At 71.7% G+C, this 26,987-nt stretch carries 20 protein-coding genes; 6 read left to right on the forward strand and 14 right to left on the reverse strand.

The genetic code is table 11. The annotated features are described in order from the left end of the window. Positions 1-162 precede the first annotated feature (162 nt). On the forward strand, positions 163-2,214 hold the full coding sequence (gene recQ / locus ACZ6BB_RS36130; protein ID WP_471619357.1) for a DNA helicase RecQ: 2,052 nt from the start codon (positions 163-165) through the stop codon (positions 2,212-2,214). 40 nt (positions 2,215-2,254) lie between these two features. On the opposite strand, the gene ACZ6BB_RS36135 is transcribed toward recQ, so the two are convergent. The 9 genes from ACZ6BB_RS36135 to fahA form a co-directional block, all read right to left on the reverse strand. Further along, entirely contained in the window at positions 2,255-2,773 is a 519-nt protein-coding gene (locus ACZ6BB_RS36135) for a hypothetical protein (RefSeq protein WP_471619358.1), read from the reverse strand. A 119-nt stretch (positions 2,774-2,892) separates the two neighbouring features. Beyond that, positions 2,893-3,618: a Crp/Fnr family transcriptional regulator gene (locus ACZ6BB_RS36140; RefSeq protein ID WP_471619359.1), complete on the reverse strand. Its 726-nt coding sequence runs from the start codon at positions 3,616-3,618 to the stop codon at positions 2,893-2,895. A 1,295-nt stretch (positions 3,619-4,913) separates the two neighbouring features. Next, positions 4,914-7,766: a fumarate reductase/succinate dehydrogenase flavoprotein subunit gene (locus tag ACZ6BB_RS36145; protein WP_471619360.1), complete on the reverse strand. Its 2,853-nt coding sequence runs from the start codon at positions 7,764-7,766 to the stop codon at positions 4,914-4,916. A gap of 35 nt (positions 7,767-7,801) precedes the next feature. Beyond that, positions 7,802-8,653 carry an ABC transporter ATP-binding protein gene (locus ACZ6BB_RS36150; protein WP_471619361.1) on the reverse strand — a complete coding sequence of 284 codons (852 nt, stop codon included), beginning with the start codon at positions 8,651-8,653 and terminating at the stop codon, positions 7,802-7,804. After that, entirely contained in the window at positions 8,637-9,584 is a 948-nt protein-coding gene (locus ACZ6BB_RS36155; RefSeq protein WP_471619362.1) for an ABC transporter permease, read from the reverse strand. Before ACZ6BB_RS36155 ends, ACZ6BB_RS36150 begins: the two co-directional genes overlap by 17 nt. Beyond that, positions 9,581-10,933, reverse strand: a complete 1,353-nt coding sequence (locus ACZ6BB_RS36160) for an ABC transporter substrate-binding protein (protein WP_471619363.1) — start codon at positions 10,931-10,933, stop codon at positions 9,581-9,583. The genes ACZ6BB_RS36155 and ACZ6BB_RS36160 overlap by 4 nt, the downstream gene beginning before the upstream one ends. A gap of 27 nt (positions 10,934-10,960) precedes the next feature. Next, positions 10,961-11,188 carry a 4Fe-4S dicluster domain-containing protein gene (locus ACZ6BB_RS36165; protein WP_010986276.1) on the reverse strand — a complete coding sequence of 76 codons (228 nt, stop codon included), beginning with the start codon at positions 11,186-11,188 and terminating at the stop codon, positions 10,961-10,963. Between the two features lie 34 nt (positions 11,189-11,222). Next, complete coding sequence (locus tag ACZ6BB_RS36170) at positions 11,223-12,026, reverse strand: GntR family transcriptional regulator (RefSeq protein ID WP_471619364.1); 804 nt, start codon at positions 12,024-12,026, stop codon at positions 11,223-11,225. 431 nt (positions 12,027-12,457) lie between these two features. Next, complete coding sequence (fahA, locus tag ACZ6BB_RS36175; protein WP_471619365.1) at positions 12,458-13,702, reverse strand: fumarylacetoacetase; 1,245 nt, start codon at positions 13,700-13,702, stop codon at positions 12,458-12,460. Positions 13,703-14,223: 521 nt separating this feature from the next. On the opposite strand from fahA, the gene ACZ6BB_RS36180 reads away from it, so the two are divergent. Further along, positions 14,224-15,030 carry an HAD family hydrolase gene (locus ACZ6BB_RS36180; protein ID WP_471619366.1) on the forward strand — a complete coding sequence of 269 codons (807 nt, stop codon included), beginning with the start codon at positions 14,224-14,226 and terminating at the stop codon, positions 15,028-15,030. Positions 15,031-15,093: 63 nt separating this feature from the next. On the opposite strand, the gene ACZ6BB_RS36185 is transcribed toward ACZ6BB_RS36180, so the two are convergent. Then, entirely contained in the window at positions 15,094-15,846 is a 753-nt protein-coding gene (locus ACZ6BB_RS36185) for a LysM peptidoglycan-binding domain-containing protein (protein ID WP_471619367.1), read from the reverse strand. 932 nt (positions 15,847-16,778) lie between these two features. Here ACZ6BB_RS36185 and ACZ6BB_RS36190 point away from each other — a divergent pair. The 4 genes from ACZ6BB_RS36190 to ACZ6BB_RS36205 all read left to right on the forward strand — a co-directional run bounded on the left by ACZ6BB_RS36190 (position 16,779) and on the right by ACZ6BB_RS36205 (position 21,966). Next, positions 16,779-17,789 (forward strand): polyprenyl synthetase family protein, encoded by a 1,011-nt coding sequence (locus tag ACZ6BB_RS36190; protein ID WP_471619368.1) that lies wholly within the window; start codon positions 16,779-16,781, stop codon positions 17,787-17,789. 771 nt (positions 17,790-18,560) lie between these two features. Continuing rightward, on the forward strand, positions 18,561-19,934 hold the full coding sequence (locus ACZ6BB_RS36195) for a LolA family protein (protein ID WP_471619369.1): 1,374 nt from the start codon (positions 18,561-18,563) through the stop codon (positions 19,932-19,934). A gap of 69 nt (positions 19,935-20,003) precedes the next feature. After that, positions 20,004-21,011: an ABC transporter ATP-binding protein gene (locus ACZ6BB_RS36200; protein ID WP_471619370.1), complete on the forward strand. Its 1,008-nt coding sequence runs from the start codon at positions 20,004-20,006 to the stop codon at positions 21,009-21,011. After that, the gene (locus tag ACZ6BB_RS36205; protein ID WP_471619371.1) at positions 20,998-21,966 is read left to right on the forward strand and encodes an ABC transporter permease; all 969 of its coding nucleotides are present in this window, start codon (positions 20,998-21,000) and stop codon (positions 21,964-21,966) included. The genes ACZ6BB_RS36200 and ACZ6BB_RS36205 overlap by 14 nt, the downstream gene beginning before the upstream one ends. A 7-nt stretch (positions 21,967-21,973) precedes the next feature. Here the strand turns inward: ACZ6BB_RS36205 and ACZ6BB_RS36210 are convergent, their stop codons facing one another. The 4 genes from ACZ6BB_RS36210 to ACZ6BB_RS36225 form a co-directional block, all read right to left on the reverse strand. Then, positions 21,974-22,576: a flavodoxin family protein gene (locus ACZ6BB_RS36210; protein WP_471619372.1), complete on the reverse strand. Its 603-nt coding sequence runs from the start codon at positions 22,574-22,576 to the stop codon at positions 21,974-21,976. Positions 22,577-22,781: 205 nt separating this feature from the next. After that, the gene (locus ACZ6BB_RS36215; RefSeq protein ID WP_471619373.1) at positions 22,782-23,975 is read right to left on the reverse strand and encodes an amidase family protein; all 1,194 of its coding nucleotides are present in this window, start codon (positions 23,973-23,975) and stop codon (positions 22,782-22,784) included. A gap of 776 nt (positions 23,976-24,751) precedes the next feature. After that, entirely contained in the window at positions 24,752-25,138 is a 387-nt protein-coding gene (locus ACZ6BB_RS36220) for a DUF4913 domain-containing protein (protein WP_471619374.1), read from the reverse strand. Continuing rightward, positions 25,135-26,889 (reverse strand): type IV secretory system conjugative DNA transfer family protein, encoded by a 1,755-nt coding sequence (locus ACZ6BB_RS36225; RefSeq protein ID WP_471619375.1) that lies wholly within the window; start codon positions 26,887-26,889, stop codon positions 25,135-25,137. The genes ACZ6BB_RS36220 and ACZ6BB_RS36225 overlap by 4 nt, the downstream gene beginning before the upstream one ends. Positions 26,890-26,987 lie beyond the last annotated feature (98 nt).

A 26,987-nucleotide genomic window follows, 5' to 3' on the forward strand; every position in this document is an offset into this window, starting at 1 on the left:
TGTGGATAACTCTGAGGCTGTCGGTGCGGGCGCCTATGGTGGCAGGGGCTGGAGGAAGCACGGACGGCCCGGGCGCGAAGGCGCGGGACGCAGGGCGCAGAGGCGCAAGGACGCAAACGCGCAGAGACGCAAGGGCGCGGACGCAAGGCGCGGGGACGGGCGATGATCGGGACGGGCGGGACGAGTGTGATGGCGGACGAAGGCAGGACCACCGAGACGGACAGCGAGGCGCTGGCCGTACTCCACCGGGTCTTCGGGTACGACGCCTTCCGGGGCGAGCAGGCAGCGGTCATCGAGCATGTGATCGCGGGCGGCGACGCCGTCGTGCTCATGCCGACCGGCGGCGGCAAGTCCCTCTGCTACCAGATCCCGTCCCTGGTCAGACCCGGTACGGGCATCGTGGTCTCCCCGCTGATCGCACTGATGCAGGACCAGGTGGACGCACTGCGGGCGCTGGGCGTCCGTGCCGGGTTCATCAACTCCACACAGGACTTCGACGAGCGGCGCCTGGTGGAGGCCGAGTTCCTCGCGGGAGAGCTGGACCTGCTGTACCTCGCGCCGGAACGGCTGCGGCTCGACGTCACCCTCGACCTGCTGGGGCGCGGCAAGGTCGCGGTGTTCGCGATCGACGAGGCGCACTGCGTCTCCCAGTGGGGCCACGACTTCCGTCCCGACTACCTGTCCCTCTCCCTGCTGGGCGAGCGCTGGCCGGACGTGCCGCGTATCGCGCTCACCGCCACCGCCACCCGCGCGACGCACCGCGAGATCACCGAGCGGCTGGCCATGCCCGGGGCCCGCCACTTCGAGGCCAGCTTCGACCGGCCCAACATCCAGTACCGGATCGTGCCCAAGGCCGACCCGAAGAAGCAGCTCCTGTCCTTCCTGCGCCAGGAACACCCGGGTGACGCGGGCATCGTCTACTGCCTGTCCAGGAACTCGGTGGAGCGCACGGCGGAGTTCCTGAGCAAGAACGGCGTCGAGGCGGTGCCGTACCACGCCGGCCTCGACGCCGGCACCCGCGCCGCTCACCAGTCGCGGTTCCTGCGCGAGGAAGGGCTCGTGGTCGTCGCCACGATCGCCTTCGGCATGGGCATCGACAAGCCCGACGTCCGGTTCGTCGCCCACCTGGACCTGCCGAAGTCGGTGGAGGGCTACTACCAGGAGACCGGCCGCGCCGGCCGCGACGGACTGCCGTCCACGGCATGGATGGCGTACGGCCTCAACGACGTCATACAGCAGCGGAAGATGATCCAGAGCAGCGAGGGCGACGAGGCGTTCCGTCGCCGGGCCGCCGGCCACCTGGACGCGATGCTGGGGCTCTGCGAGACCGCCCAGTGCCGCCGGGGCCAGCTCCTGCAGTACTTCGGCCAGGAACCGCAGGCCGAAGGCTGCGGCAACTGCGACACCTGCCTCGTACCGCCGGAGACCTGGGACGGCACGGTCGCCGCGCAGAAGGTGCTCTCCACGGTGGTGCGGCTGCAGCGGGAGCGCGGGCAGAAGTTCGGCGCCGTGCAGATCGTCGACATCCTGCTGGGGCGGCGGACCGCGAAGGTCATCCAGTTCGACCACGACCAGCTCTCCGTCTTCGGCATCGGCGAGGAACTGTCCGAGGGCGAATGGCGGGGCGTCGTCCGGCAGCTGCTCGCGGAGGGGATCCTCGCGGTCGAGGGCGAGTACGGCACGCTCGTGCTCACCGAGGAGAGCGGGGCGGTGCTGCGGCGGGAGCGGGACGTGCCGCTGCGCAAGGAACCGAAGAAGCCGGTGACCACGCGGTCGGCGTCCTCCGGCTCGGGCACCTCCGGCTCGGGCCGGGGCGACCGCAAGCCGAAGGCGGCGGTGGAACTCCCCGACGAGCTGCTCCCCGTCTTCGAGGCCCTGCGCGCCTGGCGCGCCGACCAGGCCCGCGAACAGGGCGTCCCGGCGTACGTCATCTTCCACGACGCCACCCTCCGCGAGATCGCGGCCACGGCCCCCACGTCCGTCGCCGAACTCGGCACGATCAGCGGGATCGGTGAGAAGAAGCTGGCCACGTACGGGGAGGGGGTGCTGGGGGTGCTGGGTTCGCTGGCCGGGGCGGCCGGGGCGGCTCCCGCTTCCGAAGGGGAGAGTGCCCCGGCGCACGGGGCGGGCGCCGGGCATGGGGACACGGACACGGACGGTGGCCTGGACTGGCCCGACGACGAGCCGGAGCCCGAGCCGGACCCCTGGGCGTGACGCTCCGAGAAGGCTGTCGGCCGAGCCGCCGAGCCCTCAGTCAGGTCCGCCGCAGCGACCGGATGCGTTGCTGCGCCCTGTTCACGGCACGTTCGAGTTCGATGCGGGCGTGCTCCTGCCGCATGGCGCCTTCCAACTGGCTGAGGTGCTGCGCGTACGGCACCCGTGCCGTGACGCTCGGTTCGGGGAGGGCGGTGGCGAGGTAGGTGTCGAGGTGCTCGACGACGGCATGGAGTTCGGGGTGGAGGACGTCCAGTTGGTCGGCTGAGGCCCTGATGAGGTGGCGCAGCCGTTTCAGCGGGGCGAGTTCGGCGGCCTGGCAGGGCTTCTGGGCGAGCTCGCACAGCGCCTCGAAGGTCTCCTTGACGTAGCTGAGGGCGTCGTCGAGGTCCTTGGCGGTCTCGTCGTCGGCGCGGGTCTGCTTCATCCACGCGAAGACCAGCGCGTGGTGGCGGACTCCGAGGTGGCCGATGGTGAGCGTGAGTGCCCCGACCAGGGCTGCCACCAACAGGGAGCCCGCACTGGTTCCGATCGCCAGGGCGGTCGAGCTGAGGTTCATCGAGGTCCGATCCGTTCGGGCGCGGGCGCGTGTGACCCTCATGGGTCCCTGCGACGCCGCAGGAATCTGTCGTGGGTGGGGGCGGGAGCCGACGGACGCGCGGCGGAGTGCGGGTACGGCTAGGCGCTGGTGACGAGGGCGCGCAGTGCGGGGAGGTCGGTCACCACGAACTGCCGGTACTTGCTGGTGATCACGCGGTGGGTGTCGCGGAGGAGACGGAGGACGTTCTCCACCGTGGACATCCCCATCAACAGGGCGTCGGCGATGTCCCGTTGGGTCGGTCCGAGAATGGTGTGGTGGCCGGGCTCGACGCCGCTCCCGGTGCCGGCGACGGCGGCGAGGTGCAGCAAGAGGCCCCCGACGCGCTGCAGCGGTGTACGGGTGGCGGTGCCGTAGACCATCTCGTCGCTGCGATGACGGTGCTCCAGGCTGCGCAGCAGGGCGAGTTGAGCGTCGGGCTGCTGGTTCAGCAGGACGTTCATGCGTCGTACGGGGCAGGGCATGACCCAGGTCGTGGTGAGGCAGACGGTTTCGACCGAGGCTTCGGGTTCGATGAGCTTGGCCTCGCCCAGGAATTGGCCCACGCCGCGGAATCGGGCGATCCGGGTGCCGAGCGGACGGCGTTCCTGGAGGACGCAGCCGCCGAGGACGATGTACACATGCTGGTCGCCCGGTCCGAGGGCCAGCTTCTCGCCTCGTTCATGGACGCGTGCGTCCAGGCCCCAGGCCCGCACGAACAGCTGCCAGATGTCGGCGGGGAGGAGGTCCAGAAAGCTGCCGTCGGGCATCCTCTGGCGGCCGTTGAGGACATCGACGGTGCGGAATGTGTCGACCTTGGGAGGCAACGGTCAACCCTCCGTCCCGGACGTGGTGCCGGACGGTACGGAGGCGTACGAGGGCAACAGCGCGTGACGGTGACGGTCTGTCAGTCGGCGGACGCCGACGCCCATGGGCATGGGCCTGCGCGGTATGCCGACGCCATCGGAGACGGCGGTCTGCATCAGGGTCTGAGTCCTTCCCGAGGGGGGACGAAGGAGGTCCGGGTGCGCCTGCCGACGACAGGCACACCCGGGTTGGTGGGTCCAGCGCCCTCTCCATCGCATGATCACCGACTGGTTTAGGTCCGGTTGCGACACGAAGACGTCAGGCCGACAACGCTACCTCTCTGTGAGAGGAAATCGCCAGTCGCACATGCGCGGGAGTGCGGAATTCAGCGCGGCTCGCGGTATCCGTCCGAGGAGAAAGCGAAACCCTCACGGTGGGGGTTTGCTCTGGGTTCGCGCAACCGACTGCTGTCACGGTCAGTATTCTTTTCTTTACGCCAAGTTGACCGTGTGGCATCGGAAAGTCCGGTGCGAGGGCGCGGGTAATTGCGTTGTGCACCGGTGGGGTGAGGTGTGGAGAGGGGCGCGGCAAAAGCACGGAGGCCCCGGGGAACCACCCCCGAGGCCTCCAATGAAAGGGCCTGGACCCACCAAGGCTCAGACCTGCTGCCAGTAAACACCATGAGCTGCGAAAAGGTAACTGCGGCAAGGGATGTCCCGTCCGCTTCTCCCTACGGCGAGGGGTTCGAGGGCTTGATGTGGCGGCCCCGATGCCGGAGACGAGACGTGCCGTACCGGTGGCCGTTTCGTGTACGTTTCCGCGCTGCGCCCCTTTTGTGGGACCGTTTGACGGCGTTCATCTTTCGTGCGGGCGCGAGAAAAGTGAGCAGGGAGTGCCTCTGGGGCGCTGTTTGACCGGACAATCCATGGTGGGCGTGCGCGGCAGGGCAGGCCATCAAGCTTTCAACCAACGGGAAAGCGTGCGATAAAGTGCGCAAAACTGCGCCGCTTAATCATTCTTGCAGGTTCCGGCGGTGTGGTGATGCGGGGTGTTCCTCATGGCTCCGTGGTGAATATCCGGCATGCGGGTGGTTGTGTGCGCGTGTATTGGCCGTGCGAAAGTCCGGCGCGCACGTCCCGGGCGCCGCTCGGGGAATTGATTATCGACTAATCAATAAGGGGAGCTCTTGCGTGCTTCCCGGCCGTCGGCGGGTCCGTCATGTCTTACGCCCCGTCAACCATGTTGACGGGGCGCGTAGTTGGGCTCACCCCGGGCCGCCGCACGATGTGTGACGCGAAAGGAACTCTGGGTGAAGTCACAGCGCGCGGGACGCGTACGCCCTCACATCGGCATCGGAGTCCTTGGTGGCTGTGGTGAGGGCTGTGCGGGCCTCCTCGGCGGCGGTGTGGTGGGTGAGGGAGAGGACCGTGGCCTTGCGGACGTCGGCGTTGGGGTCGGTGAGGGTGGCGGTCAGGGCCGGCACGGCCACGGGGGAGGGCGCGGTGGACAGGGCCGTGGCGGCGCCGGCGCGGACCTGCCAGGTGGGGTCGGTGAGGGCGGTCACCGCGCGGGCGGCGAGCGGAGGGGGGCAGCCGACGGTGCCCAGGGCGGCGTAGGCGGCGGCGCGGACCAAGGGGTCGGGGTCGGAGGTCAGGGCCGTGAGGGCGGGGAGAACGGTCGGGGGCAGGGGGTGTGAGGTGTCCGCCGCGACCGTGGCCAGAGCCTTGGCGATCGTGACGCGGACCTCGCGGGAGGGGTCGGTGGTCGCGGCCCCGGCCAGTTCGGTGGCGGCGTCGACCGAGACGAGGGCGCGTACGGCCTCGATGCGGACGGCGATGTCGGAGTCCGTCAGGGAGGCCGCGTACAAGGCGGTGTCGCCGAGGCTCAGGGCGCGGAGCACGTCCAGAGCGGCGGCGCGGACGACCGGGTCGGGCTCGGCCAGCGCGGCGGCGAGGCCGTCACGGAGGGCGGGCTCGGGCGGGAGTGTCTCGACGAGTTCCCGGAGCGAGGCCGCGGCGGCGGCGCGGACCTCGGCGGCGGAGTCGCGGAGTGCCTCGGCGAGCGCGGAACCGGTGCCGGGCGGGAGTGTCTCGGTGAGGACGGCGACCGCTTCACGGCGGACGGCGGGCGCCGGGTCGGCCAGGTAGGGCTGCAGCGCGGTGAGTTCGGGCTGCTCCTCGGCGAGGGCGACCAGTTCGAGGAGGCGGGTGGAGGAGGTCTGGGGGGTGGGGTGGGAGGAGGGAGGGAAGGCGCCCTCCTCCGACCCGGCACTCGCCCCGCTCTCCGAGACGGCCCCTGCGGCACCCGCCGCCCCCGCGGCCCCCGTGGCACCGGCCGCCCCCGGAACCCCCGCAGCCACCGGGGCCACCTCTCGGGACCCCGCCGTCGCCACGTTCTCCGCGTGGATCTCGCCGAGGTGGCGGGAGGGGCCGCCGACCGGGGTGAACTCCTCGACGGGGACGAGATAGGGGGCGACGGGTCGGGCGGTGAACTCCATGGCGCCGGACGGGGACTTGCGCAGGTCGAGGTGGTGGAACCAGGAGGTGTCGTCGCGGTGGGGGTGGTCGAGGCGGTCGTGGTAGAGGCCCCAGCGGGACTCGGTACGGGCGAGGGAGGCGCGGGCGGCCATCTCGGCGCAGTCGCGGATGAAGGAGACCTCGGCGCAGCGCATGAGTTCGTGCGGGGTACGGGCGCCCATCTCGGCGATGTCGCCGCGCATCCGCTCGAACGCGTCGAGGGCGAGGGAGAGCCGGGAGCCGGACTTCGGGGGCGCCACGTAGTCGTTGACGAAGCGGCGGAGCTTGTACTCGACCTGGGGCTGCGGGGGACCGTCCGGGTTGCGCAGCGGACGGTAGATCAGGTCGTGCGCCTCGCGGAGCTGGTCGGGGGGCAGCTCGCCCTCGTACGGGGTGTACCGGGAGGCGTCCGCGCCCGCGAGGTCGCCGAAGACGAAGGCGCCGATCATGTAGTTGTGCGGGACGCAGGCGAGGTCGCCGGCCGCGTACAGGCGGGGGACGGTCGTGCGGGCCTGGTCGTCGACGCGTACGCCCGAGGCGGAGTGGCCGCCGCACAGGCCGATCTCCGAGATGTGCATCTCGATGTCGTGGGTGCGGTAGTCGTGGCCACGGCCGGCGTGGAAGGTCCCGCGCGTGGGGCGTTCCGTGGTGTGCAGGATCGACTCCAGGGCGGAGACGGACTCCTCCGGGAGGTGGCTCAGCTTCAGATAGACGGGGGCGCGGTCGGAGGCGATCTCGGCGGCGAACTCGGCCATCATCTGGCCGGACCAGTAGTCGGAGTCGACGAAGCGTTCGCCGTGCCGGTTGACCTGGTAGCCGCCGAAGGGGTTGGCGACGTATGCGCAGGCGGGGCCGTTGTAGTCCTTGATCAGCGGGTTGATCTGGAAGCACTCGATGCCGGTCAGTTCGGCGCCCGCGTGGTAGGCCATGGCGTAGCCGTCGCCCGCGTTGGTGGGGTTCTCGTAGGTGCCGTAGAGGTAGCCGGAGGCGGGCAGGCCGAGGCGGCCGCAGGCGCCGGTCGCGAGGATCACGGCTCCGGCGCGCACGGTGACGAACGCGCCGGTACGGGTGTTGAAGCCGACGGCTCCCACCGCACGCCGGGCCTCGCCCTCGCCGGCCGTCAGCACACGCACGGGCATCACCCGGTTCTCTATGCGGATCCTCTCGCGCATCTCGCGCCGCCGCAGCTGCCGGTAGAGGACCTTCTTGACGTCCTTGCCCTCCGGCATCGGCAGCACGTAGGAACCCGAGCGGTGCACCTGGCGGACCGCGTACTCGTTGTGCTCGTCCTTCTCGAACTTCACCCCGTACGACTCCAGCCGCCGCACCATGTCGAAGCCGCGGGTGGCGGTCTGGCGGACGGTGGACTGGTCGACGATGCCGTCGTTGGCGCGGGTGATCTCGGCGACGTAGTCGTCCGGCTCGGCACGGCCCGGGATGACGGCGTTGTTGACGCCGTCCATGCCCATGGCGAGGGCGCCGGAGTGGCGGACGTGCGCCTTCTCCAGGAGCAGGACGTCCGCGCCGTGCTCGGCGGCGGTCAGGGCCGCCATGGTGCCGGCGGTGCCCCCGCCGATGACGAGGACGTCGCAGGTCAGCTCCTCGGCGTCGGCGAGCGCCGGGATCGTGAGGGGGGTCTCCACCGTGTCCACCGGGATGCCTTTCGGGTGCTCGGGTATGCGATCGCTCAGGCGCTGAGCGAGGTCAGGACGTCGCGGCGCAGGGCCACGCGCGCCGGGTCGTCGTGGGCCGCGCGGTCGCGGGGGCGCGGAACGTCCCGTACGGCGGTCAGCCGGCCGGAGCCGAGGAGGGCGACGCGGTCGCCGAGGAACAGGGCCTCGTCCACGTCGTGGGTGACGAAGACGACCGTGGCGCCCGTGCCCCGCAACACCTCCACCAGCAGGTCCTGCATCCCGGCGCGAGTCTGTGCGTCGAGCGCGCCGAACGGCTCGTCCATCAGGACGGCGCGGGGGCGCCCGGCGAGCGCGCGGGCCAGCTGCGCGCGCTGGCGCTGTCCGCCGGAGACGCGGTGCGGGAGCTGCCGGGTGTACTCGGCGAGCCCGACCCGGGCCAGCCACGCCTCGGCCTGGCCGCGGCGTTCGGCGCGGGGCAGGCCGCGGATGGCGAGCGGGAGTTCGACGTTGGCACGCAGGGTGCGCCAGGGCAGGAGGGCTTCCTCCTGGAAGACGAGGGCGCGTTCGGCGGAGGGGCCGGTCAGCGGGGTCCCGTCCTGGGTGATCTCTCCGGCGAGCGGCGGCAGCAGGCCCGCCAGGGTGCGCAGGAGGGTCGACTTGCCGCAGCCGGACGGGCCGACGACGGTGAGGATCTCGCCGGGGGCGATGTCCAGGCCCACCTCCGACAGGGCGACGGCGTCGGGGCGGCCGAGGTCGGCGCGGTGGAGGGCGAGGCGGGTGCCGCGCCCGGCAGCGGGCGCCCGCCGTTCCTCGGCGGCCTGTGCCGGCGTCCGCGTACTCTCCCCGACGGCCGGTGCCGGTGCCCGCGTACGGACCTGGGCCGGGGTCTCAGACGAGGTGCTCATCACGTGCCTCCTCGGGGTCGGCCGCGGCGGGGGCGGTGGTCGCGGGGGCGGCCTGCGGTGCGGCGGTTCGCGGGGTGGTGGTGCGCGGTCCCCGGGCTCGGGCCGCCGGGGCCGCGGACGTGCGGGGCAGCCAGTGGGTCAGCCGGCGGCCGGCCAGTTCCACGGCGGTCGACGTCAGCCAGCCCAGCACCCCGATCGTGGCCATGCCGACGAAGACACCGGGGTAGTTGACGACCGTGTAGTCCTGCCATGTGCGGTAGCCGACGCCGTACTGCCCGGAGATCATCTCGGCGGAGATCACACAGATCCACGACACCCCGATACCGACCGACAGGCCGCCGAAGATGCCCGGCAGCGCGCCCGGCAGGACGACCGAGGCGAGGATCCGCCACCGGCCGCCGCCCATCGTGCGGACCGCCTCCTCCCACACCGGGGTCAGGGCCCGTACGGCGTGCCGGGTGGAGACCAGGACCGGGAAGAACGCGGCGGTGAAGGTGATGAAGACGATGCCCTGCTCGTTGGAGGGGAACAGCAGGATCGCCACCGGGACGAGGGCGATCGCGGGGATCGGGCGGATCACCTCCAGGACCGGCCCGAGCAGGTCCTCGGCCAGGCGGCACCGGGCGACGAGGATGCCCACCGCCACACCCAGCACCGCCGCCAGCAGGAAGCCGGTCAGGATGCGGGTGAGGCTGTCGGTCAGGTCGGTCCAGTAGTCCGGCCCGGTCACCCGGTCCGCGAAGGCGTGCGCCACGTCGGTGGCGGTGGGGAACTGCGAGAAACGCAGCCACACGTCGACGTCGAGGCTGGTCAGCAGCTGCCACAGGGCGAGCGCCGCGACCAGGGACAGGGCGCGCAGGGCGTAGCGGGTGGCGGGCCGGGGGCCGGGGGGCCGTACACGCCGGGCGCCGGTTTTCGCGGGGCGGCTCACGATGCCCGCTCCAGGGCGGCGGCGTAGGTGATGACCTCGGCGCCGTCATGTCCGGCGACGTACGCCTTCGCCGTGGCCGGGGCGACGAAGGGCAGGAGCCGGTCGCCGTCGGCCACCCACACCGCCTTGTCGGCGAACCACTGGGTGCCGGTGGTGGCGTCCGGGACGTACGCGGCGCGGACGCCGTCCTTGCGTCCGGCGACGTAGGCGAGGAGTTCGGCGGGTGTCTCGAACGACTTGGTCTCGTCGGCGTTCTTCGGCCACACCTCGCTCGCGGCCGGGGCCGGTTCCGCCGCGAGCTGCTTCGCGTAGGAGGCGCCGAGCGCCTTGCGGACGTACCGGTCGTCGACGAAGGAGTCCACGTCCACGTCGCCCGTCAGCTTCGCGGCCTTGAGGATCGGCACGTCCTTCTTCAGGGCGGCGATCAGCGCGGGCTTGAGCGCGGGGCCGAAGGTCGCGATGCCGTGGGCGCCGTTGTAGAGGTACACGACCTCGGCGGGCAGGCCGGTGGCGTCGGCGACCTTCTCGGCGGCCTCGACGGGGTGCTCGTGGAGGTAGTCCGTGGCCTTGGCCTGGGCCTTGAGGAAGGCTTCCAGGACGGCCGGCCGCTGCTGCGCGAAGTCCTCGCGGGCGGTCACGCCGTGGAAGGTCGGCAGGTCCAGCTGGGCCCCGTCGTACAGGGCCTTCGCCTTGCCCTGGTACGTGAGCAGTCCGGGCCAGGCCACGAACTGCGACAGCGCGTCGGTGCTGCCGGCGGAGAGGGCGGAGGCGCCGACGGCCGGCTGCTGGTTGAGCTTCTCGATGTCCTTGTCGGGGTCGAGGCCGGCCTCGCGCAGCGCTCGTACGAGGGTGCCGTCGGCCGCCGACCCGATGCTCGTCGAGACCTTCCTGCCCTTCAGGTCCTTGAGCGTGCTCAGCTTCGAACCGGGCGCCGTGACGATGGTGTTGAGGCCGCCCCGGAGGTTGTACCCGGTGGCCGCGACGAGCCGGGTGGGCTTGCCGAGCTGCTTGCCGCGGGCCGCGTTGAGCAGCAGCGGGAAGTCGCCCATCGAACCGATGTCTATCTTCCCGGCCGTCATCTGGGCGGTGATGGGGGCGCCGGTGGCGTAGTCCTGCCAGTCGACCTTGTACGTGGTCTTCCCGCCCAGCGCGTTCAGCTCGTCCTCGAAGTAGCCGAGGGAGCGCAGGAGGGTGCCTGCCGTGACGGTGTTGATGGTCTTGGACTGGTAGCCGACGGTGACGGTGACCGTCCCGCCGTCCGCCGCGGTGTCACTGCCGTTGCCGCAGGCGGTCAGCGTCAGGGGCAGCAGGAGGGCTGTGGCCAGGGTGACTGCTGTGGTGGTCTTCATGGGAGTTCGGGCCTCTCACCGGAGCGTTCAGCGGAGCAGGTAGGGCATGTTGACCGTGACGGCGCCGGTGGGACAGCGGGCCGCGCACGGGCCGCAGTACCAGCACTCGTCGACGTGCATGTACGCCTTGCCGTTGCTCTCGTCGATGGCCAGGGAGTCCAGCGGGCACATGTCCACGCAGAGGGTGCAGCCGTCGATGCACTTCGACTCGTCGATGGTCACGGGCACGTCGGCCCGCTGGGGCGCCAAAGGCATGGCTGTCTCCAGGGAGGGGCGGAACAGGGGGCTGTTACAGGGAGCGGTGCAGCAGACCGCTCATCGAGATGCGGTCGCCCCGGAAGCGGATGAACTCCAGGTCGACGGGCCGGCCGTCGGCGAGGTGGGTGAGCCGTTCCAGCATCAGGACGGCCGAGCCGCGCGGGGCTTCGAGCACGGCGGCGGAGTGGGTGTCCGCGTTCACCGCCTCCAGGGTGATCTCGGCGTGGCCGAGGCGGTGGCCGGTGATCGTCTCCAGCAGGCGGAAGACGTCGGTGTTCTCCAGGTCGGCGCCGAGCAGTGCCGTGCCGAGGTCCAGGGAGCCGAGGGTGAGGGGGATGTAGGTGAGGTCGAGGGAGAGGGGGAGGCCGTTCAGCCGGCGCAGGCGTTCGATGTAGAGGACGTCGGTGCCGGGCGGGAGCTGGAGGCGGTCGGCCACGGGGGCGGGGGCCGGTGCGGGGCCCATGGTGCGGACCTCGTTGGTGACCGTGCCGTGTTCGCGGAGGGTTTCCGCGAGGCCCTTCAGATGGTCGAGCCCGTGGGGGTACTTCCGGGCGACGACGACGGTGCCGACGCCGGGGAATCGTTCCACCAGGCCCTCGGCGCGCAGCAGGTCCAGGGCCTCGCGGACCGTGTTGCGGGTCGCGCGGTAGTCGGTGGCGAGGATGGACTCGTGGGGGAGGGTGCCGTCCCCGAAGCCGCCGGTGAGGAGCTGACGGCGCAGGAGGTCGGCGAGCTGCCGCGCCCGGTCCGCACGCAGCCGACGGCGCGCACGGTGGGCCGCGACGGTGGTCGCGCCCTGGCCGGCGTGCTCTCGGACGCGGTCGGTGGGTGGCATGTTTCGAACCATACCGAAATGGTGGGGAAGGAAATGTTGCCGGAGTATTGCGCCATGTTGCCGACCTGGCCCGGCGGTTCTGAGCTGGGGTTTTGCGGTGATGTGACGAAGATCTGCCACCGGCTTGTCCAGTGGGTGGGATCCGAGGGCCAGTGGCTGGACTCGGGGTCGGTGGCTCGGGCTCGGGGCAGTGGCTCGGGCTCGGGCTCGGTGGCTCGGACTCGGGATCGGCGGCTGGCACGCGTCGGCGCGCGTGGCCGACGGTGGCGGTGGCGGTGACGGTGGCGGTGACAGGGACGGTGACGGTGCGCCGACGCCGTACGGTGACGGCGGCGGCCACCGCCGTGCGGTGGCGGCGGCGCCCCCGGCGTCCGAAGGCCCCGCCCCCGCCCCCGACCCTGCCCCCGCTCCACCGCCGTCGCAGGCGCCTCCTAGTCCTGCCCCCGGATCCGCCCCTTGACCTCGCCCAGCTCCACCCGCGTCCCGCCCGGGCCCGGTGCCCAGGCCGTGAGGGTCACCTCGTCGCCGTCCTCCAGGAACGTGCGCTTGCCGTCGGGGAGGTCGAGGACGTCCCGCCCGTTCCAGGTGAGTTCCAGCAGCGAGCCCCGCTCACCCGCCTCCGCCCCGCTGACGGTGCCGGACCCGTACAGGTCGCCCGTACGCAGGGACGCGCCGTTGACGGTCATGTGGGCCAGCTGCTGCGCGGCCGTCCAGTACATCGTGGAGAACGGCGGCTCCGAGACGACATGCCCGTTGATCGCGACGCTGATCCGGAGGTCGTACCCGCCGAGGTCGACGTCCGGCCCGGAGTCGTCCAGATAGGGCAGGAGGGGGTGCGTGCGCTCCGGCGGTGACACCCGCGCCTCGTCCAGGGCCTCCAGCGGAGTGACCCACGCCGACACGGACGTCGCGAAGGACTTCCCGAGGAACGGGCCGAGCGGAACGTACTCCCAGGCCTGCAGGTCGCGGGCGGACCAGTCGTTGAGCAGGCAGAGCCCGAACACATGGTCGCGGTAGTCCCGCAGGCCCACCGGCCGCCCCATCTCCGAGGGGACGCCCACCACGAACCCGACCTCCGCCTCGATGTCCAGGCGCACGGACGGGCCGAACACGGGCGCCGGATCGGCGGGCGCCTTGCGCTGCCCGGACGGCCGCACCACCTCCGTGCCGGAGACGACCACCGTGCCGGACCGGCCGTGGTAACCGATCGGCAGGTGCTTCCAGTTGGGGGTCAGCGGGTCCGGGGAGTCGGGACGGAAGATCCGGCCCACGTTCCGTGCGTGGTTCTCGGAGGCGTAGAAGTCGACGTAGTCGGCCACCTCGAACGGCAGATGCAGGCGTACGCCGGACAGCGCGTGGAAGTGCGGTGCGATCGTCTCCCGGTGCGAGGGCACCGTGAGCCACGCGGTCAGTGCCCGGCGGAGGTCCGACCAGGCGGTGCGACCCGCCGCCAGCAGGGGGTTGAGCGTGGGGTGGGCCAGGAGCGCCGCGTACGGGGAGCCGAGGGCGTGGGCCGCCGCGGCGGCGTCCAGGACGTGGTCGCCGAGGCGGACACCGACGGTACGGGCGTCGGAGCCGGTGGGGGAGAAGACGCCGTAGGGGAGGTTGTGCGGCCCGAAGGGGTGGCCCTCGGGGACGTCGAAGGGATCGCCTTCGGGGACATCGAAGGGGGGCATCGGGTGCTGCCTCGCTCTCGTGCTTTCCGTCGTTCCTGGGTCGCGGCACACGTTACGGGGCGGTGCGAAGATCGGGGAGTGCCTGAAGAGTTCGCAATGTCTTCGTAGATGTCTTATGGGGGGGAAGGTCGCTTACCGGGTGTTTTCCTGTCGATTTGGGTGAACTGGGTCCGGGTTCGGGTTCGGGTTCGGGGCCGGATCCGGGTGTGGGCCGGATCCGAGGCCGGCGCGCGGTTGCGTGTGCTGGCGTGCGGCCGGGGCGTGGTGGCCGTCGGCGCGCCCCTGTGGAATCGGCCGCGGCCGCGCCCCGAGCCGCCGTCGGGGGCGCGGGGGGCCGGTCACGGGGTTCGTGTGCGGGATCGGCGGGTGGGCGGCACCCGGGCCCGCAGGCCGAGAGCGGACCGCAGAACTACCGTTCGGGAAAAGGGTGTTGACGTGAGAGTCGGTGACGGTGGTCGAGATGCCGGACGTCGTCCGGTTCCCGTCGAACCGATGGGGTGTGGCATCCGTATTCTCTGATCATGGCCGCTCCCACCGCATATTCACTCATCGCCACTGACCTGGACGGAACGCTCCTGCGCAATGACGACACGCTCTCCGACCGGTCCCTCGCCGCGCTGGCGCGGGCCACGGGGGCGGGTGCCCGGCACCTCGTGGTGACAGGACGGCCGGCGCCCAGAGTGCGCCCACTGCTGGAGGATCTCGGCGGCAGGGGGCTCGCGGTGTGCGGACAGGGCGCGCAGTTGTACGACCACGGCGCGGACCGGCTGCTCTGGTCCGTCACTCTGGACCGGGAACTCGCCGAGACCGCGCTCGGCAAGATCGAGGCCGAGGTGGGCCAGGTGTACGCCGCCGTCGACCAGGACGGGGTCGACGGCCTCACCCTGATCGAGCCCGGCTACCTCATGCCCCACCCCACGCTGCCCGCGGTACAGGTGCCGCGCCGGGACGACCTGTGGGGCGAGCCCATCAGCAAGGTGCTGCTGCGGCACCCCTATCTGTCGGACGACGAGTTGGCGTCGGCGGCGCGGATGGCGGTCGGCTCGCTGGCGACGGTCACCATGTCGGGGCCCGGCACCGTCGAACTCCAGCCGTGCGGCATCACGAAGGCGACGGGGCTCGCCCTGGCCGCCGACCATCTCGGTCTGACCGCGGACCGGACCATCGCCTTCGGCGACATGCCCAACGACATCCCGATGTTCGACTGGGCCGCGCACGGGGTCGCCATGGCCAACGCCCACCCCGAACTCAAGGCCGTCGCCGACGAGGTGACCCTCTCCAACGAGGACGACGGCATCGCGGTGGTGCTGGAGCGACTCTTCCCGTGAACGGGCTGTTCCCCTGGGCCCGCCGGCCCAGGGGAACAGATGGAGAAGGGGGAGCCGCAGGGCTCAGTAGGCGCCGAAGACGTTGTCGATCGAGCCGTACCGGTCGGCGGCGTAGTTGCACGCCGCCGTGATGTTCGCGACCGGGTCGTACGGGTCGTACGGGGTGCCGGACACGTGGTACGCGGCGAACGTCGGGTCGATGACCTGGAGGAGGCCCTTCGACGGGGTGCCCGCGGCGGCGTTGGAGTCCCAGTTGTTGATGGCCAGCGGGTTGCCCGAGGACTCGCGGATGATGTTGCGGTAGATCCCGTTGTACGTCCCGGGAATTCCCTTTTGCGCCATAATGTCCAGCGACTCGCGGATCCAGCCGTCGAGGTTGTTCGCGTACGTCTTGGCCGACGCCTGCGTGGCCGTGGACGCCTTGGGCGCGGTCGACGACTTCTGGGCCGTGGCCGACTTGGCCCCGTTCAGCTTCAGCTTCAGGCCCGGCCGGATCAGCGCCGGGTTGTCGCCGACGGCCGCGCGGTTGTTCTTGTAGAGCTGCTGCCAGCCGCCCTTGGTGTGGTGCTTGCGCGCGATGGAGGAGAGCGTGTCACCGGAGACCACGGTGTACGTCGTGGCCTTGGGCACCACCGCGGCGGGCGCGGCCTGCGGGGCCGACTGTACGGAGGTGGCGGCCTGGGCCGGGACGGCGGCGTTCGCGGTCGTGGCGACCGTGAGCGGAAGGGCCAGCGCGGCCCCGCCGGTGCCGGCGGCGACGATGCCACGGGTCAGCGCGTTGCTTCTGGGACGACGGTGTTTGCCTTGTGCGGGCATGCTGAATTCCTCTCCGTCGCCTGCGAGGTGAGCTGTCGGGTTCGGGCTGGAGATGCCCGGCCTCGCGCGTCGTCCCGGCGGTCGCTGTGCGTGCCGCGTCCGCTGGGCGTACTGCGCGTGGCTTCACCCCTAGCCGGTCCGAATGGGGTTCTTCGGACCGACGGCTTACCTGGGTCCCCCGCTCCTGCCGTGCGTGGATGAGTGGTGATGGGTGGGGAGTCCGGGGCGGCGGCAGGATTCGGCGGTCCGTCCGGACGAGGTGTGAACGTATGCGAGAGCACACGACCGGAACAAGTCCTGGTTTGGCGCTTTGGTCCAGTTGACCTTGAGTTTGCTGTGATTCGACCCAAGATCGGCTATTCGTTTCGTAGCTCAACTTGCCTACCGCAAAGGGAAAGTCGATGGCGTGGCGTGAGGGTGTCGCGCGGGGGGCCGGAGGTGGCTGGTGACTCAACTCACGGGAGAAGTCGGGTGAAATGAAGTTAAGTTGCAAATCGGTCAACTCGGGCCGAGGAGGGTGGGGGTAAAAGGGGTGAAATCGACGGATGTGCGGAGGGGGGTGGTCGGCCCAAGCTGCGATCCGGGGTGTGGCAGGGGTGGGGGCGGGGGTGTGAACGGGGACGCGGAGGCGTTCCACGGGGGAGAGCGGGTATCCGTCGCGGGTGGGCGCGGGCGGGCGCGCGAGTGGGCGCGGACGGGTGCGGCACGCGCGTCGATGGATATCGGCGTGTATCAGTTGATCAAGAATGGGAGGAGTGCGGTCCCATACCACTCCAGGCGAAGCCGTGGGCGCTCGCGGTGATCGAAAGGTGACCGGATACGCTGACTCGGGTGATGACAGCGACAGATCGACAAACTGTGTCATCGACCGTGAGAGCGACCTAGACCGACCGTGTGACCGTCATCAGACGTCAGCAGACAGGAGAACCCTCGTGACCGTCGTCGAGCCGTTCGGGCTGAGCGCGCGGGACCAGGCTCTCGAAGCCGATGTCCAGGCCGGAATGGCGGCCGTCGAGGAGGGTCTGCTGGAGGCGACCAAGAGCGAGGTCCCGTTCATCCAGGAGGCCGCCCAGCATCTGCTGCGCGCGGGGGGCAAGCGGTTCCGCCCGCTGCTGGTGATGCTCGCGGCGCAGTTCGGCGACCCCTACGCGCCGGGTGTCGTGCCCTCGGCGGTGGTGGTCGAGCTGACGCATCTCGCCACGCTGTACCACGACGACGTGATGGACGAGGCCGAGGTGCGCCGGGGTGTGCCGAGCGCCAACGCACGCTGGGACAACTCCCTCGCCGTCCTCACCGGCGACTTCCTCTTCGCCCGCGCCTCGCACGTCCTCGCCGACCTCGGTCCCGACGCCGTCCGCATCCAGGCCGAAGCCTTCGAGCGGCTGGTCACCGGGCAGATCCTGGAGACCGCCGGGCCGCGCGACGGGCGCGACCCGATCGACCACTACCTCGACGTGCTCGGCGGCAAGACCGGATCGCTGGTCGCGGTCGCCGGACGGCTCGGCGCACTGATGGCGGGCGCCGACGAGACCGTGGTCGACGTGCTGACCCAGTACGGGGAGCGCCTCGGCGTGGCCTTCCAGCTCGCGGACGACGTCCTCGACATCGCCTCCGACTCGCACGAGTCCGGCAAGACGCCCGGCACGGATCTCCGCGAGCATGTGCCCACCATGCCGGTGCTGCGGCTGCGCGAGCGGGCGGGGCGGCTGGGGCTGGCGGACGACATCGCCCTGTGCGAACTGCTCGACTCCGACCTGACCGACGACGCCCGCCACGCCGAGGCCCTGGCCCGCCTCCGCGTCCACCCCGCGCTGGAGCAGGCCCGCCGCGACACGATCCGCTACGCCGAGGAGGCCCGGGCCGCCCTGGCGCCGCTCCCGGAGTGCGACGCGAAGGCGGCCCTGGTGGAACTGTGCGACGCGGTGGTGCACCGGGCCGGTTAGCCCCTCTGCGGGCCGTGGTCAGGCTCGCCGGTCAGTCCGTCTGCGGGCCGTGGTCAGGCCCGCCAGTCAGCCCCTCTGCGGGGCCCTGCTCCGGCCCGCCGGCCGGGCCCTTCGCGCGCGCCCTCGTCCGCGCCCGGCCGGGCCCTTCGCGTGCCCTCGTCCGGCCGCCGGCACGGCCCCTCTGCAGGGCTGGGTTCGTGCGGTCGGGCGCCGGTGGGGTGCTGCGTTCGTGGCGGTCGGCCGCCCGTGGGGTGCCGGGTTCGGGAAGGACGGCCCGCCCCCTGTTGCCCACGCCCTCGCCCAGGCACTCGCCCACGCCCTCCCCGGGCCCAATCCCGGCCCTTCCCCGCCTTGCCCCCCAGCGCGGACGCATCCGGCGTCGGCGTCGCGAACGCGTCCGCGCGACCCGGTCCCGGCACCCCCGCCCCCGGGGTGCCCTGCGCCGTCGTACGCCACGCGGCGCTCCTGCCCGGCACCGGCCCGAGTGGCCTTCCCGGGCGCGCGGCCCGTGCCGGTCGGCAGGCGTGGGCCGGGGGCCGTCGGGGTACTCCGACCGGCACCACCGGCGGCGTCTCCCCCTGACGACCCCTACGGGTCGGGTGGACGCTCCGGCCCGTTGTGTCATCCCGTAGCAGTACGCCGAGTTGAGCCCGGAGTCTGACGCTTCTCCCGGGCCGATTTGGTCAGATGGGTATCACCACTCCTCACCGATTCGGGTGAGAATGGCGGCTCCTAGAAGATGCCGCCGCCGACGACGGAGGTAAGGCACACATGGCACCGTACGAAACCGACGACAGCGCCCGGTCCGGCGACGCCGCCGCGTTCGCGGCCGAGGCCGAGGAGACGCGCTCGGCACGGCGACGCAAGGCCGCGCGGTACGTCGTCCCGGTCACCGTGCTGGGCGTGGCCGCCGCGACCATCGGGCTCGTCCCGGCCTTCGCCGGCTCCGGTGACCCCGATCTGCCGAAGATCAGCGCACAGGAACTCATCGAGAAGATCGCCGCGTCGGACGTCGAACAGGTGTCCGGCACGGTGAAGATCACCACGGACCTCGGTCTCCCCGACCTGGGCGGCCTCGCGGACGGCCTCGTCTCGCAGGCCGCACCCTCCGGCGGAGACGGCGGATCGACCGCCGACCCCTCCGCCAAGCTCCTCGAACTCGCCACCGGTACCCACACGTTGCGGGTCGCCACCGACGGCCCCGACAAGCAGAAGCTGTCACTGCTGGACGACGCCGCCGAGTACAGCGTCATCCACAACGGCGACGACCTGTGGGCGTACGACAGCGCCTCGAACGAGGTGTACCACGCCACCGACGCCGGGGAGGGCCAGGACCAGCGGGGGCCCAAGGGCGCCCCCGACGGGTCGGAGGACATGTCGGCCACGCCTCAGCAGCTCGCCGAGGAGGCCCTGAAGGCCGTGGACGACACCACGTCCGTGACCGTCGACGGGACCGCGCGGATCGCCGGGCGGGACGCGTACAAGCTGGTGATCGAGCCCAAGCAGTCCGGTTCGACGGTCGGGGCGATCTCGATCGCGGTCGACGCGAAGACGGGGCTGCCGCTGAAGTTCACGCTCACCCCGGCGAGCGGCGGCTCGGCCGTCGTGGACGCGGGCTTCACGAAGGTCGACTTCGGCAAGCCGAGCGCCTCGACGTTCGACTTCACCCCGCCGAAGGGTGCCAAGGTCACCGAGGCCGACGAGGCCGGCAAGCAGAGCGACCACGAGTCCGGGTTCGGTGACTCCATGTTCGGGGAGCCCGGCAAGGGCGAGGGGTTCAAGGACGGGAAGAACGCCGAGTCCCGCAAGGAGAGCAAGGGCCCCCGTGACTCCGAGAAGGGTCCCGGGGAGGAGTTCGCGAGCGGGCGCGACGGGTTCAAGACGATCGGCAAGGGCTGGAGCACCATCGCCGTGTTCGACGACGGCGCCGAGGGCGGCGGCATGCCCACCGGCGGCGAGTCCTCCGGCGACGCCCGGGTCGACGGCTTCCTGAACTCCCTCGGCGACCCGGTCAAGGGTGAGTTCGGTTCGGGTACGGTCTTCAAGACCCGGCTGATCAACGTCCTGTTCACCGAGGACGGCACCGTGTACGCGGGTGCCGTCACCAAGGACGCGCTGGTGAAGGCGGCCGACGCGGCGAAGTAGCGACGCCGGCCGGTGGGCCGGGACGGCGACACCGCCGCCCCGGCCCACCGGCCGTACCCGAGGGGAGCCATGACCGACGCAGCCATTCACACCCAGGGGCTGACCAAGACCTTCCGCGGCGGCCAGGTGGCCGTGGACCACCTGGAGCTGACGGTGCCCGGCGGCAGCGTCTTCGGCTTCCTCGGCCCGAACGGCTCGGGCAAGACCACCACCATCCGCATGCTGATGGGCCTGATCGAGCCGACCTCGGGCACGGCCCGGGTCCTCGGCCTGCCCATGCCCCGCTCCACCCGGGCGGTGCTCCCGCACGTGGGCGCCCTCATCGAGGGCCCCGCGCTCTACGGCTTCCTCTCCGGCCGCGACAACCTGCTGCGCTACGACTCCGCCGACCCCACCGCCGACCCGCGCACCCGGAGCGCACGGGTCGCAGCCGCGCTCGACCGGGTCGGGCTCGCGGCCGCCGCCGGCAAGAAGGCGAAGGCGTACTCGCTGGGAATGAAGCAGCGCCTCGGGCTCGCGGCGGCGCTGCTGCAGCCGCGCCGCCTTCTCGTCCTGGACGAGCCGACGAACGGCCTCGACCCGCAGGGAATGCGCGAAATCCGTTCACTGGTAAGGGAGTTGGCGTCCGACGGCACCACCGTCTTCCTCTCCTCGCACCTGCTCGACGAGATCGAGCAGGTGTGCACCCACGCCGCTGTCATGGCCCAGGGCCGGCTCGTCGTACAGGGCGCGGTGACCGAACTGGCCGCAGGCGCGCGCGGCCGTCTCGTCGTCCTCACCCCCGACACCGCGGACGCGGCCCGAGTGCTCAAGGAACAGGGCATCGGGGACGTGGTCGTGACGGAGGACGAGGGAGCCGGGGGCGGGAGCCCCGGGGGCGACGGACCCGCCGCGCAGCGGACCGGCGGGGGAGGCCGGGTGACGGCGGAACCACCGCCCCCCGACCGGGACCTCGCCGAACTGAACGCCGCACTGGTCACCGCCGGCGTCCGCGTCCGCGGCTTCGCCCTCGAACGCGCCTCGCTGGAGGACGCGTTCGTGGCGCTCACGGGGGAGGGCTTCGATGTCGCGGGTTGATACGCCGGAGCCGTCACCGGCGGCCAGTGCCAGTGCCAGTGCCAGTGCCACTGCGAATGGGGCAGCCTCTGTCACGGCTACGTCCGTCGCTTCCGCCGCCCGTAAGCCCGGCCTCCTCTGGACCTTCGGGCTGTTCCGCAGCGAGTTGGTGACCACCTTCCGCCGGTGGCGGACCATCGCGCTGCTCGGTGTGCTCGCGGCGGTGCCGGTCCTCGTCGGCATCGCGGTGCGGATCGAGACGGGAGACGGGGCGTCGGCGGGGGGCGGCCCGGACGGCGGCGGCGGGCCCGCGTTCATCGCGCAGATCACCAACAACGGGCTGTTCCTGGTGTTCACGGCCCTGGCCGCGACCCTCCCCTTCTTCCTGCCGATGGCCGTGGGCGTGATCGCCGGAGACGCGATCGCGGGCGAGGCGAACGCGGGCACCCTGCGCTATCTGCTGGTCTCACCGGCGGGCCGTACCCGACTGCTGCTCACCAAGTACGCGACGACCATGACGTTCTGCCTGGTAGCGACCCTGGTCGTGGCCGCCTCCGCGCTGGCGGTCGGGGCACTGCTGTTCCCGCTCGGGGACCTGACGACGATCTCCGGTACGAGCATCAGCTTCTCCGAGGGCCTGCTGCGGGCGCTGCTGATCGCCCTGGCGGTGGCCGCCTCACTGACCGGGGTGGCGGCTCTCGGCCTGTTCGTCTCCACCCTCACCAACAGCGGTATCGCCGCGATGGCCACCACGGTCGGGCTCCTCATCACCGTCCAGATCCTCGACCAGATCCCCCAGCTCGACGCCCTCCACCCGTACTTCTTCTCCCACTACTGGCTCTCCTTCGCCGACCTCATGCGCGAGCCGGTCTACTGGGACGACCTCCAGCGCAACCTCGGCCTCCAGGCCCTGTACGCGGCGGTGTTCGGGTCGGCGGCGTGGGCGAGGTTCACGGCGAAGGACATCACCGCCTGACACCGCTTCAGGCGACGGCGGCTTCCGTGTCGTAGGGGAAGCGGGCGTACGGCGGCTCGTCGGGCCCGGTGAAGAACGTCTTCGCGCGGGTGAGGGCCGCCGTGTCGTGGAGCACGTCACCGGGCTTGCTGCCGTTGCCCAGCAGGACTCCGCCGAACCGCATGCCCAGGTACGCGGCGGAGTGGTTGAGCGTGCCGATGAGCGGCTCGGCGACCTCCTCCTCGTGGTGCGCGAGGGCGGTGACGCCCCAGAGGGTGCGGCCGGCCATCGTCGCCTTGAAGTCGACCCCGGGGGTGCGCAGCCAGCCCGACCAGTGGTCGAGGTACCGCTTGACGTGGGCGGACACGGAGTACCAGTACAGCGGCGACACGATCACGAGGTCCGTGGCGGCGAGCGTGGCGTCCAGCAGCAGTGCCCTGTTGTCGCCGCGCGGCCGTACGTGGTCGCTGTCGTGCCGCAGGTCCGCGAAGTCGGGCAGCGGGTGCTCCGCGAGGTCCAGCCAGTGCTGTTCGACTCCTTCGGGCAACTGCTCGGCGGCCGCGCGGGCCAGCATCTCGGAGTTGCCGTCCGACCGGCTGCTGCCGAGGACGAACAGGAAACGTCGGGTCATGGGGTCCCCCCGGGTCGGTGGCGCACGACGACTACATGCATGGACAATATATGCACATGCATGGAATGTCGAGGAGGGGAGAGGAGAGTGGAGGAGAGCGGGCGGAAGGGATGGTGGGCGCGGGTCCCGCGCCGCCGTTCGGCTGAGCGAGACCCGCGCCGCCGAACGACGGAACCCGCGGCGGAGCGGCGGTGGCGTCACATCATCAGGACCCGCTGCCGGGCGTCCACGGCCTCGGTGACGGCGAGGTCCCGCGGCCGGACCGACATGCCAGATCCTCCGCGTCCGGTCCGGGCCAGGTCCGCGCGGCCTCGGCGGCTTCCGCCACCCGAAGCAACAGCGCCTCTTCGCCGTGACGCGCGACCAGGTGGAGACCTAGCGGGCAACCGTCGGCGCCGAATCCGGCGGGGATGCTCATGGCAGGGTGCCCGCTGAGATTGAACGCCCAGGTCAGGGCCGTGGAGTAGCGGTCACCGGGGCCCTCGTGACCGTGGGGTGCGTTGGGTGTGGTGGGGGTGAGGATCAGGTCGGTCTCGGCGAAGAGGGCGGCGAGCCGCCGGTCGTTCCCGGCGCGGAGCTCCTCGGCGGCGCGGAGGGGGGCGCCCCCGGCGTCGGACACCGGCGCGGAACGGAGGGCCGACCAGGCCGGGGCGGGATTCTCCAGGCGCGGGGACGAGTCCGGGCGTACGAGCCGGACGAGGCCGGCGTCCACGAGGCGCAGCGCCGCGCGGTGGGCGACGGCGGCGGGTTCGGCGTCGGTGTCGGCGAAGCCGAGGTCCGCCGACCAGACGGCGGCGGGCGGCCGGTACGTGCCCTCGGCGGTCTCACCCGCCACGCACCGCCAGTACGCCACCGCGTCGGAGGCGTGGCGGGCGAGGACGCCGGGGGCCGCGAGGCCGGTGCGGTCGGCGGAGGGCAGACGGCCGTTCGTGGCCTTCAGGCCGAAGACGCCGCACCAGGCGGCCGGGATGCGGACCGACCCGGCACCGTCCGTGCCCGTCGCCATCGGCACCAGGCCCGCGGCCACCGCCGCCGCGGACCCGGCGGAGGAGCCGCCCGGCGTCCGGTCGGCCCGCCAGGGGTTGACGGTCCGGCCACCGGCACCGAGCCCCCAGGTCTGCCAGGGGGTACCGGGGCCGGGCACGGAGGTGGCCCCCACGGGCACGCACCCGGCCGCGACCAGCGCCCGCGCCGCCGCCGAACGCAGCCCGCCCCGCCCCTTCACCCCGATCGGCACCCCGGCCAACGGCAACCACTCACCGTCGGCGACCCGCGCATCGACCTCCGCCGCCGACCGCAGCGCGTCCTCGGCCCACACCTCGGCGAAGGCACAGAGGACGGGGTCGGCTCTTTGTATGCGTTCCAACGCCGCCGCCACCTCGTCGACGGCTGTCGTCACGCGGGCTCGGACGGCTTCGGCGGTCTCTGTTGCGGTGCGTGCCGGCCCTTTCACCGGATATCGCCGGAATCTTCAGCGTCCAGGCGCCCCTGACGCGTTTCCCGGCTGTGGAGGGAGCGCGGAATGCGCGGAGGCCGGTTGGCGGCGCCGGTTCCCGGAGCCGGCCCTGAGAGCGAACTCGGAGTGGGGGACTTGCGGCCGGACTGGAGGCGGGCCGTCCGTGGCTGTGATGACGGTCTCCACGGGATGTTTGTTGTCATCATTGTCCTGGACCACCGACGTCTCTCCTCCGATGATGCCGATCCGTAGGATCATGCCACGTTGATCGCTCGTTCGATTTCCGTATGTCCGAGGAATTGCCGTCCGCGCCTCCGGCGTTCGGCGGCTCCGGGCCGTCGAGAATCATCGACCCCGGTGAGTCGATGTGGGTCGGCGACCGGGCAGCGACCGATTCCGGGCTCAGTCTGTTGAGCACGCCGCCCGCCGCCCGCCGCCCGCCGAACACCGGGAGATCCGTCCGCGGACCGAATACGCGATCGCCGCGTTCGAGGAGGTTGCCACATTCCTCCCCCAGCACGGGACCGCATCCCGGAGGACCTGTTCACCTCGCGGCGCGGCCGGGAGCTGTACATGAAGGACCCGGAGCGGTTCACGCGCGATGAGATCGCTGCCGCGCTGGAGCTGAAGCGGTTTCTGTTCCTTCTCGTCATGGGGGCCCCGTCGTCACCGGCTGCCGGGAACGACGGCGGTGGTCTCACGTCGAGCGTCCTCGAACGTCAGCCGTCGTACGCCTCGACCGTCGGCGCCGCCTTCGCCCGATGGTGGCCCTGCTTGCAGCCCGCGAACGGCCCGACGGGTGAGCGAAGTTCGGCGAGTACGGGGCCGAGGTGGTCACGATGCCAGACGGCGGGGCCGGAGGCACCAGCGGCTGGGTCGGTGCACTCCTGCCAGGCCAGCCAGAGGGCGTGCAGCCGGGCGATCGCCTCCAGATGCTCCCACCAGCGGGGGCACCACGGCTGCTGCGAGGTGACCTCGCGTCCGTAGACGGGCAGAAGGAGATCCGAGACCCACAGGGCGAGGTTGCGCATCTCCTCGGCGTAGTTCTCGCCGTCCAGGTAGAGAATGAAGGGTGGGGCTCCGGCCTGTTCCTGGGCAGTGGTCATCGGACGGCCTTCTCCACGGCGCGGGCGGTGATGGCCTTCACCTCTGCCTGGGCGGCGGCCTGGATGCGGTCGGCGCCCGGTTCGGCGTACCAGGGGCGGAGCCGGATCATGGCGGGTTTGACGCCGGTGGCCAGGAGCAGCGCGGTGCCCTTGGGGAGGGCGCGGATGCGGTCGGCGGGCAGGATGCGTTCCAGCCGGTAGGAGGTGGATCGGGAGCGGCCGTCCCTGCTCCTGGAGTAGCTGACCGTGGAAACGTCGTGCTCGCCCACCAACCGGGACATCTTCTCCACGAAGTCCGCGTCGTCGAGACCGGCACCCAGCAGCTTGATGGTGGCTGCCCCCCACAGGGCGTCCATGCCGGCCTCGCCCCAGACACGTACGCCCTGGCGGTAACTCTGCAGCAGAGTCACGATGTTGATGCCGCGGGAGCCGAGGTGCGAGTAGAGGTCGGGCAGGTCGGAGATGCGGCAGACGTTGGCGGCCTCGTCCAGCACCGCCGTCATGGGCGGGTCGAGGCGGCCGCCCATACGCTCGGCGGCGACCACACCCGCGCGCAGCACCGAGTCCGCGGCCGCTGCGATCACACCCGCGGCAGAGCCGCCGCCGTCCTTCGACAACAGGTACAGCGTGTCGTGGGAGAGCACGTGCTGTTCCGGCAGGAACTGCGGTAGTTGCGGGTCCGGCGTCACCCAGGCGGCGATCGCCGGGTCGAGGAGACAGGCCGCGCACTGGCGGGCCGTCTCGTAGATGCCGTCCCGGGTCTCCACGGCACCCTGGACGGTGCCTTGCAACTGGTCGGCGAGGGCGGGCATGGCCGCGTCGCGGAGCAGGTCGACGGGGGTGCGGTCGGCCGGGTCGGCGAGCCAGGCCAGCACTTCGTCGATGCCGCGCCCGCCACGGTTGGCGGCGTGGAAGAGCGCGGTGAGCGTGTTCTGCGCCGCGGAGATCCAGAAATCGCGTTTCGTCGCGTCGTCGTTGACCGCGCCGACGAAATGGCCCGCCAGCCGCCTGGCGCCCTCGATGGTGGCGGCGTCGGCGAGCATGTCCCACCACATGCCGCGCGAGGTGTGCGCGATGCCCTGCGGGTCGAACACCCAGACCTGGCCGACGCGTTCGCGCTCCGCGCGGGTCACGCTGTAGACATCCGCCTTGTTGGAGGTCAGCAGCACGCTGCCCCGGGCACGCAGCACCCGGGGCACGGCGATACCGGTGGACTTGCCGGCCCTCGGGGCCATCAGGTCCAGCTCCACGTCCTCGTAGCTGCTGCGGAGTTCGGGGCCGCCGGGGTCGAGGTCGCCGAGGAGGTTGCCCGTGTCGTCCGGGGCGAGCCGGCCCGACTTCGGCAGGGACGGGCGGAGTTGGCGGGCCCTGGCGGCGGCGCCCTTCGGGAGGAGCCCGGTCAGTTCGCGGCGCCCGGCGAGGCCGGTGGGTTTTCCACCTCGGCGCCGGAGGAGGACGACCGGGACGATGAGCAGGGTGAGCGTGGCGCCGAGGACGGTGCCCATGCCGGCGGTGAGCGTGCCGGGGGAGGTCGTCGGCCAGATGGCCGCGGGGCCCTCCGTGACGAGGGTCTTCATCGTGGTCAGGGCGAAGGGGGGCGGGTTCCAGCCGGCGCCGGTGAGGGCCGCGGCGAGGGTGCCGCCGAGCCAGGCGCCGAGGAAGAGGGTGCCGACGAGCAGGGCGGTGCCGGGGATGATCCAGGGCAGGAGGTCGTCGGCGGTGGTGTGCTGTTGCTGCTTGCGTGTGGCCATCTCTGTTTCCCCCGTCAGCTGATCGAACTTCTTTCGCCCCCGCCGCCCCTTCGGGGCGCGGGAGGGCTCGGGGGTTCGGGTGCGATGGCGACCGCGGC

It is taken from the genome of Streptomyces sp. NPDC041108, assembly GCF_055592645.1.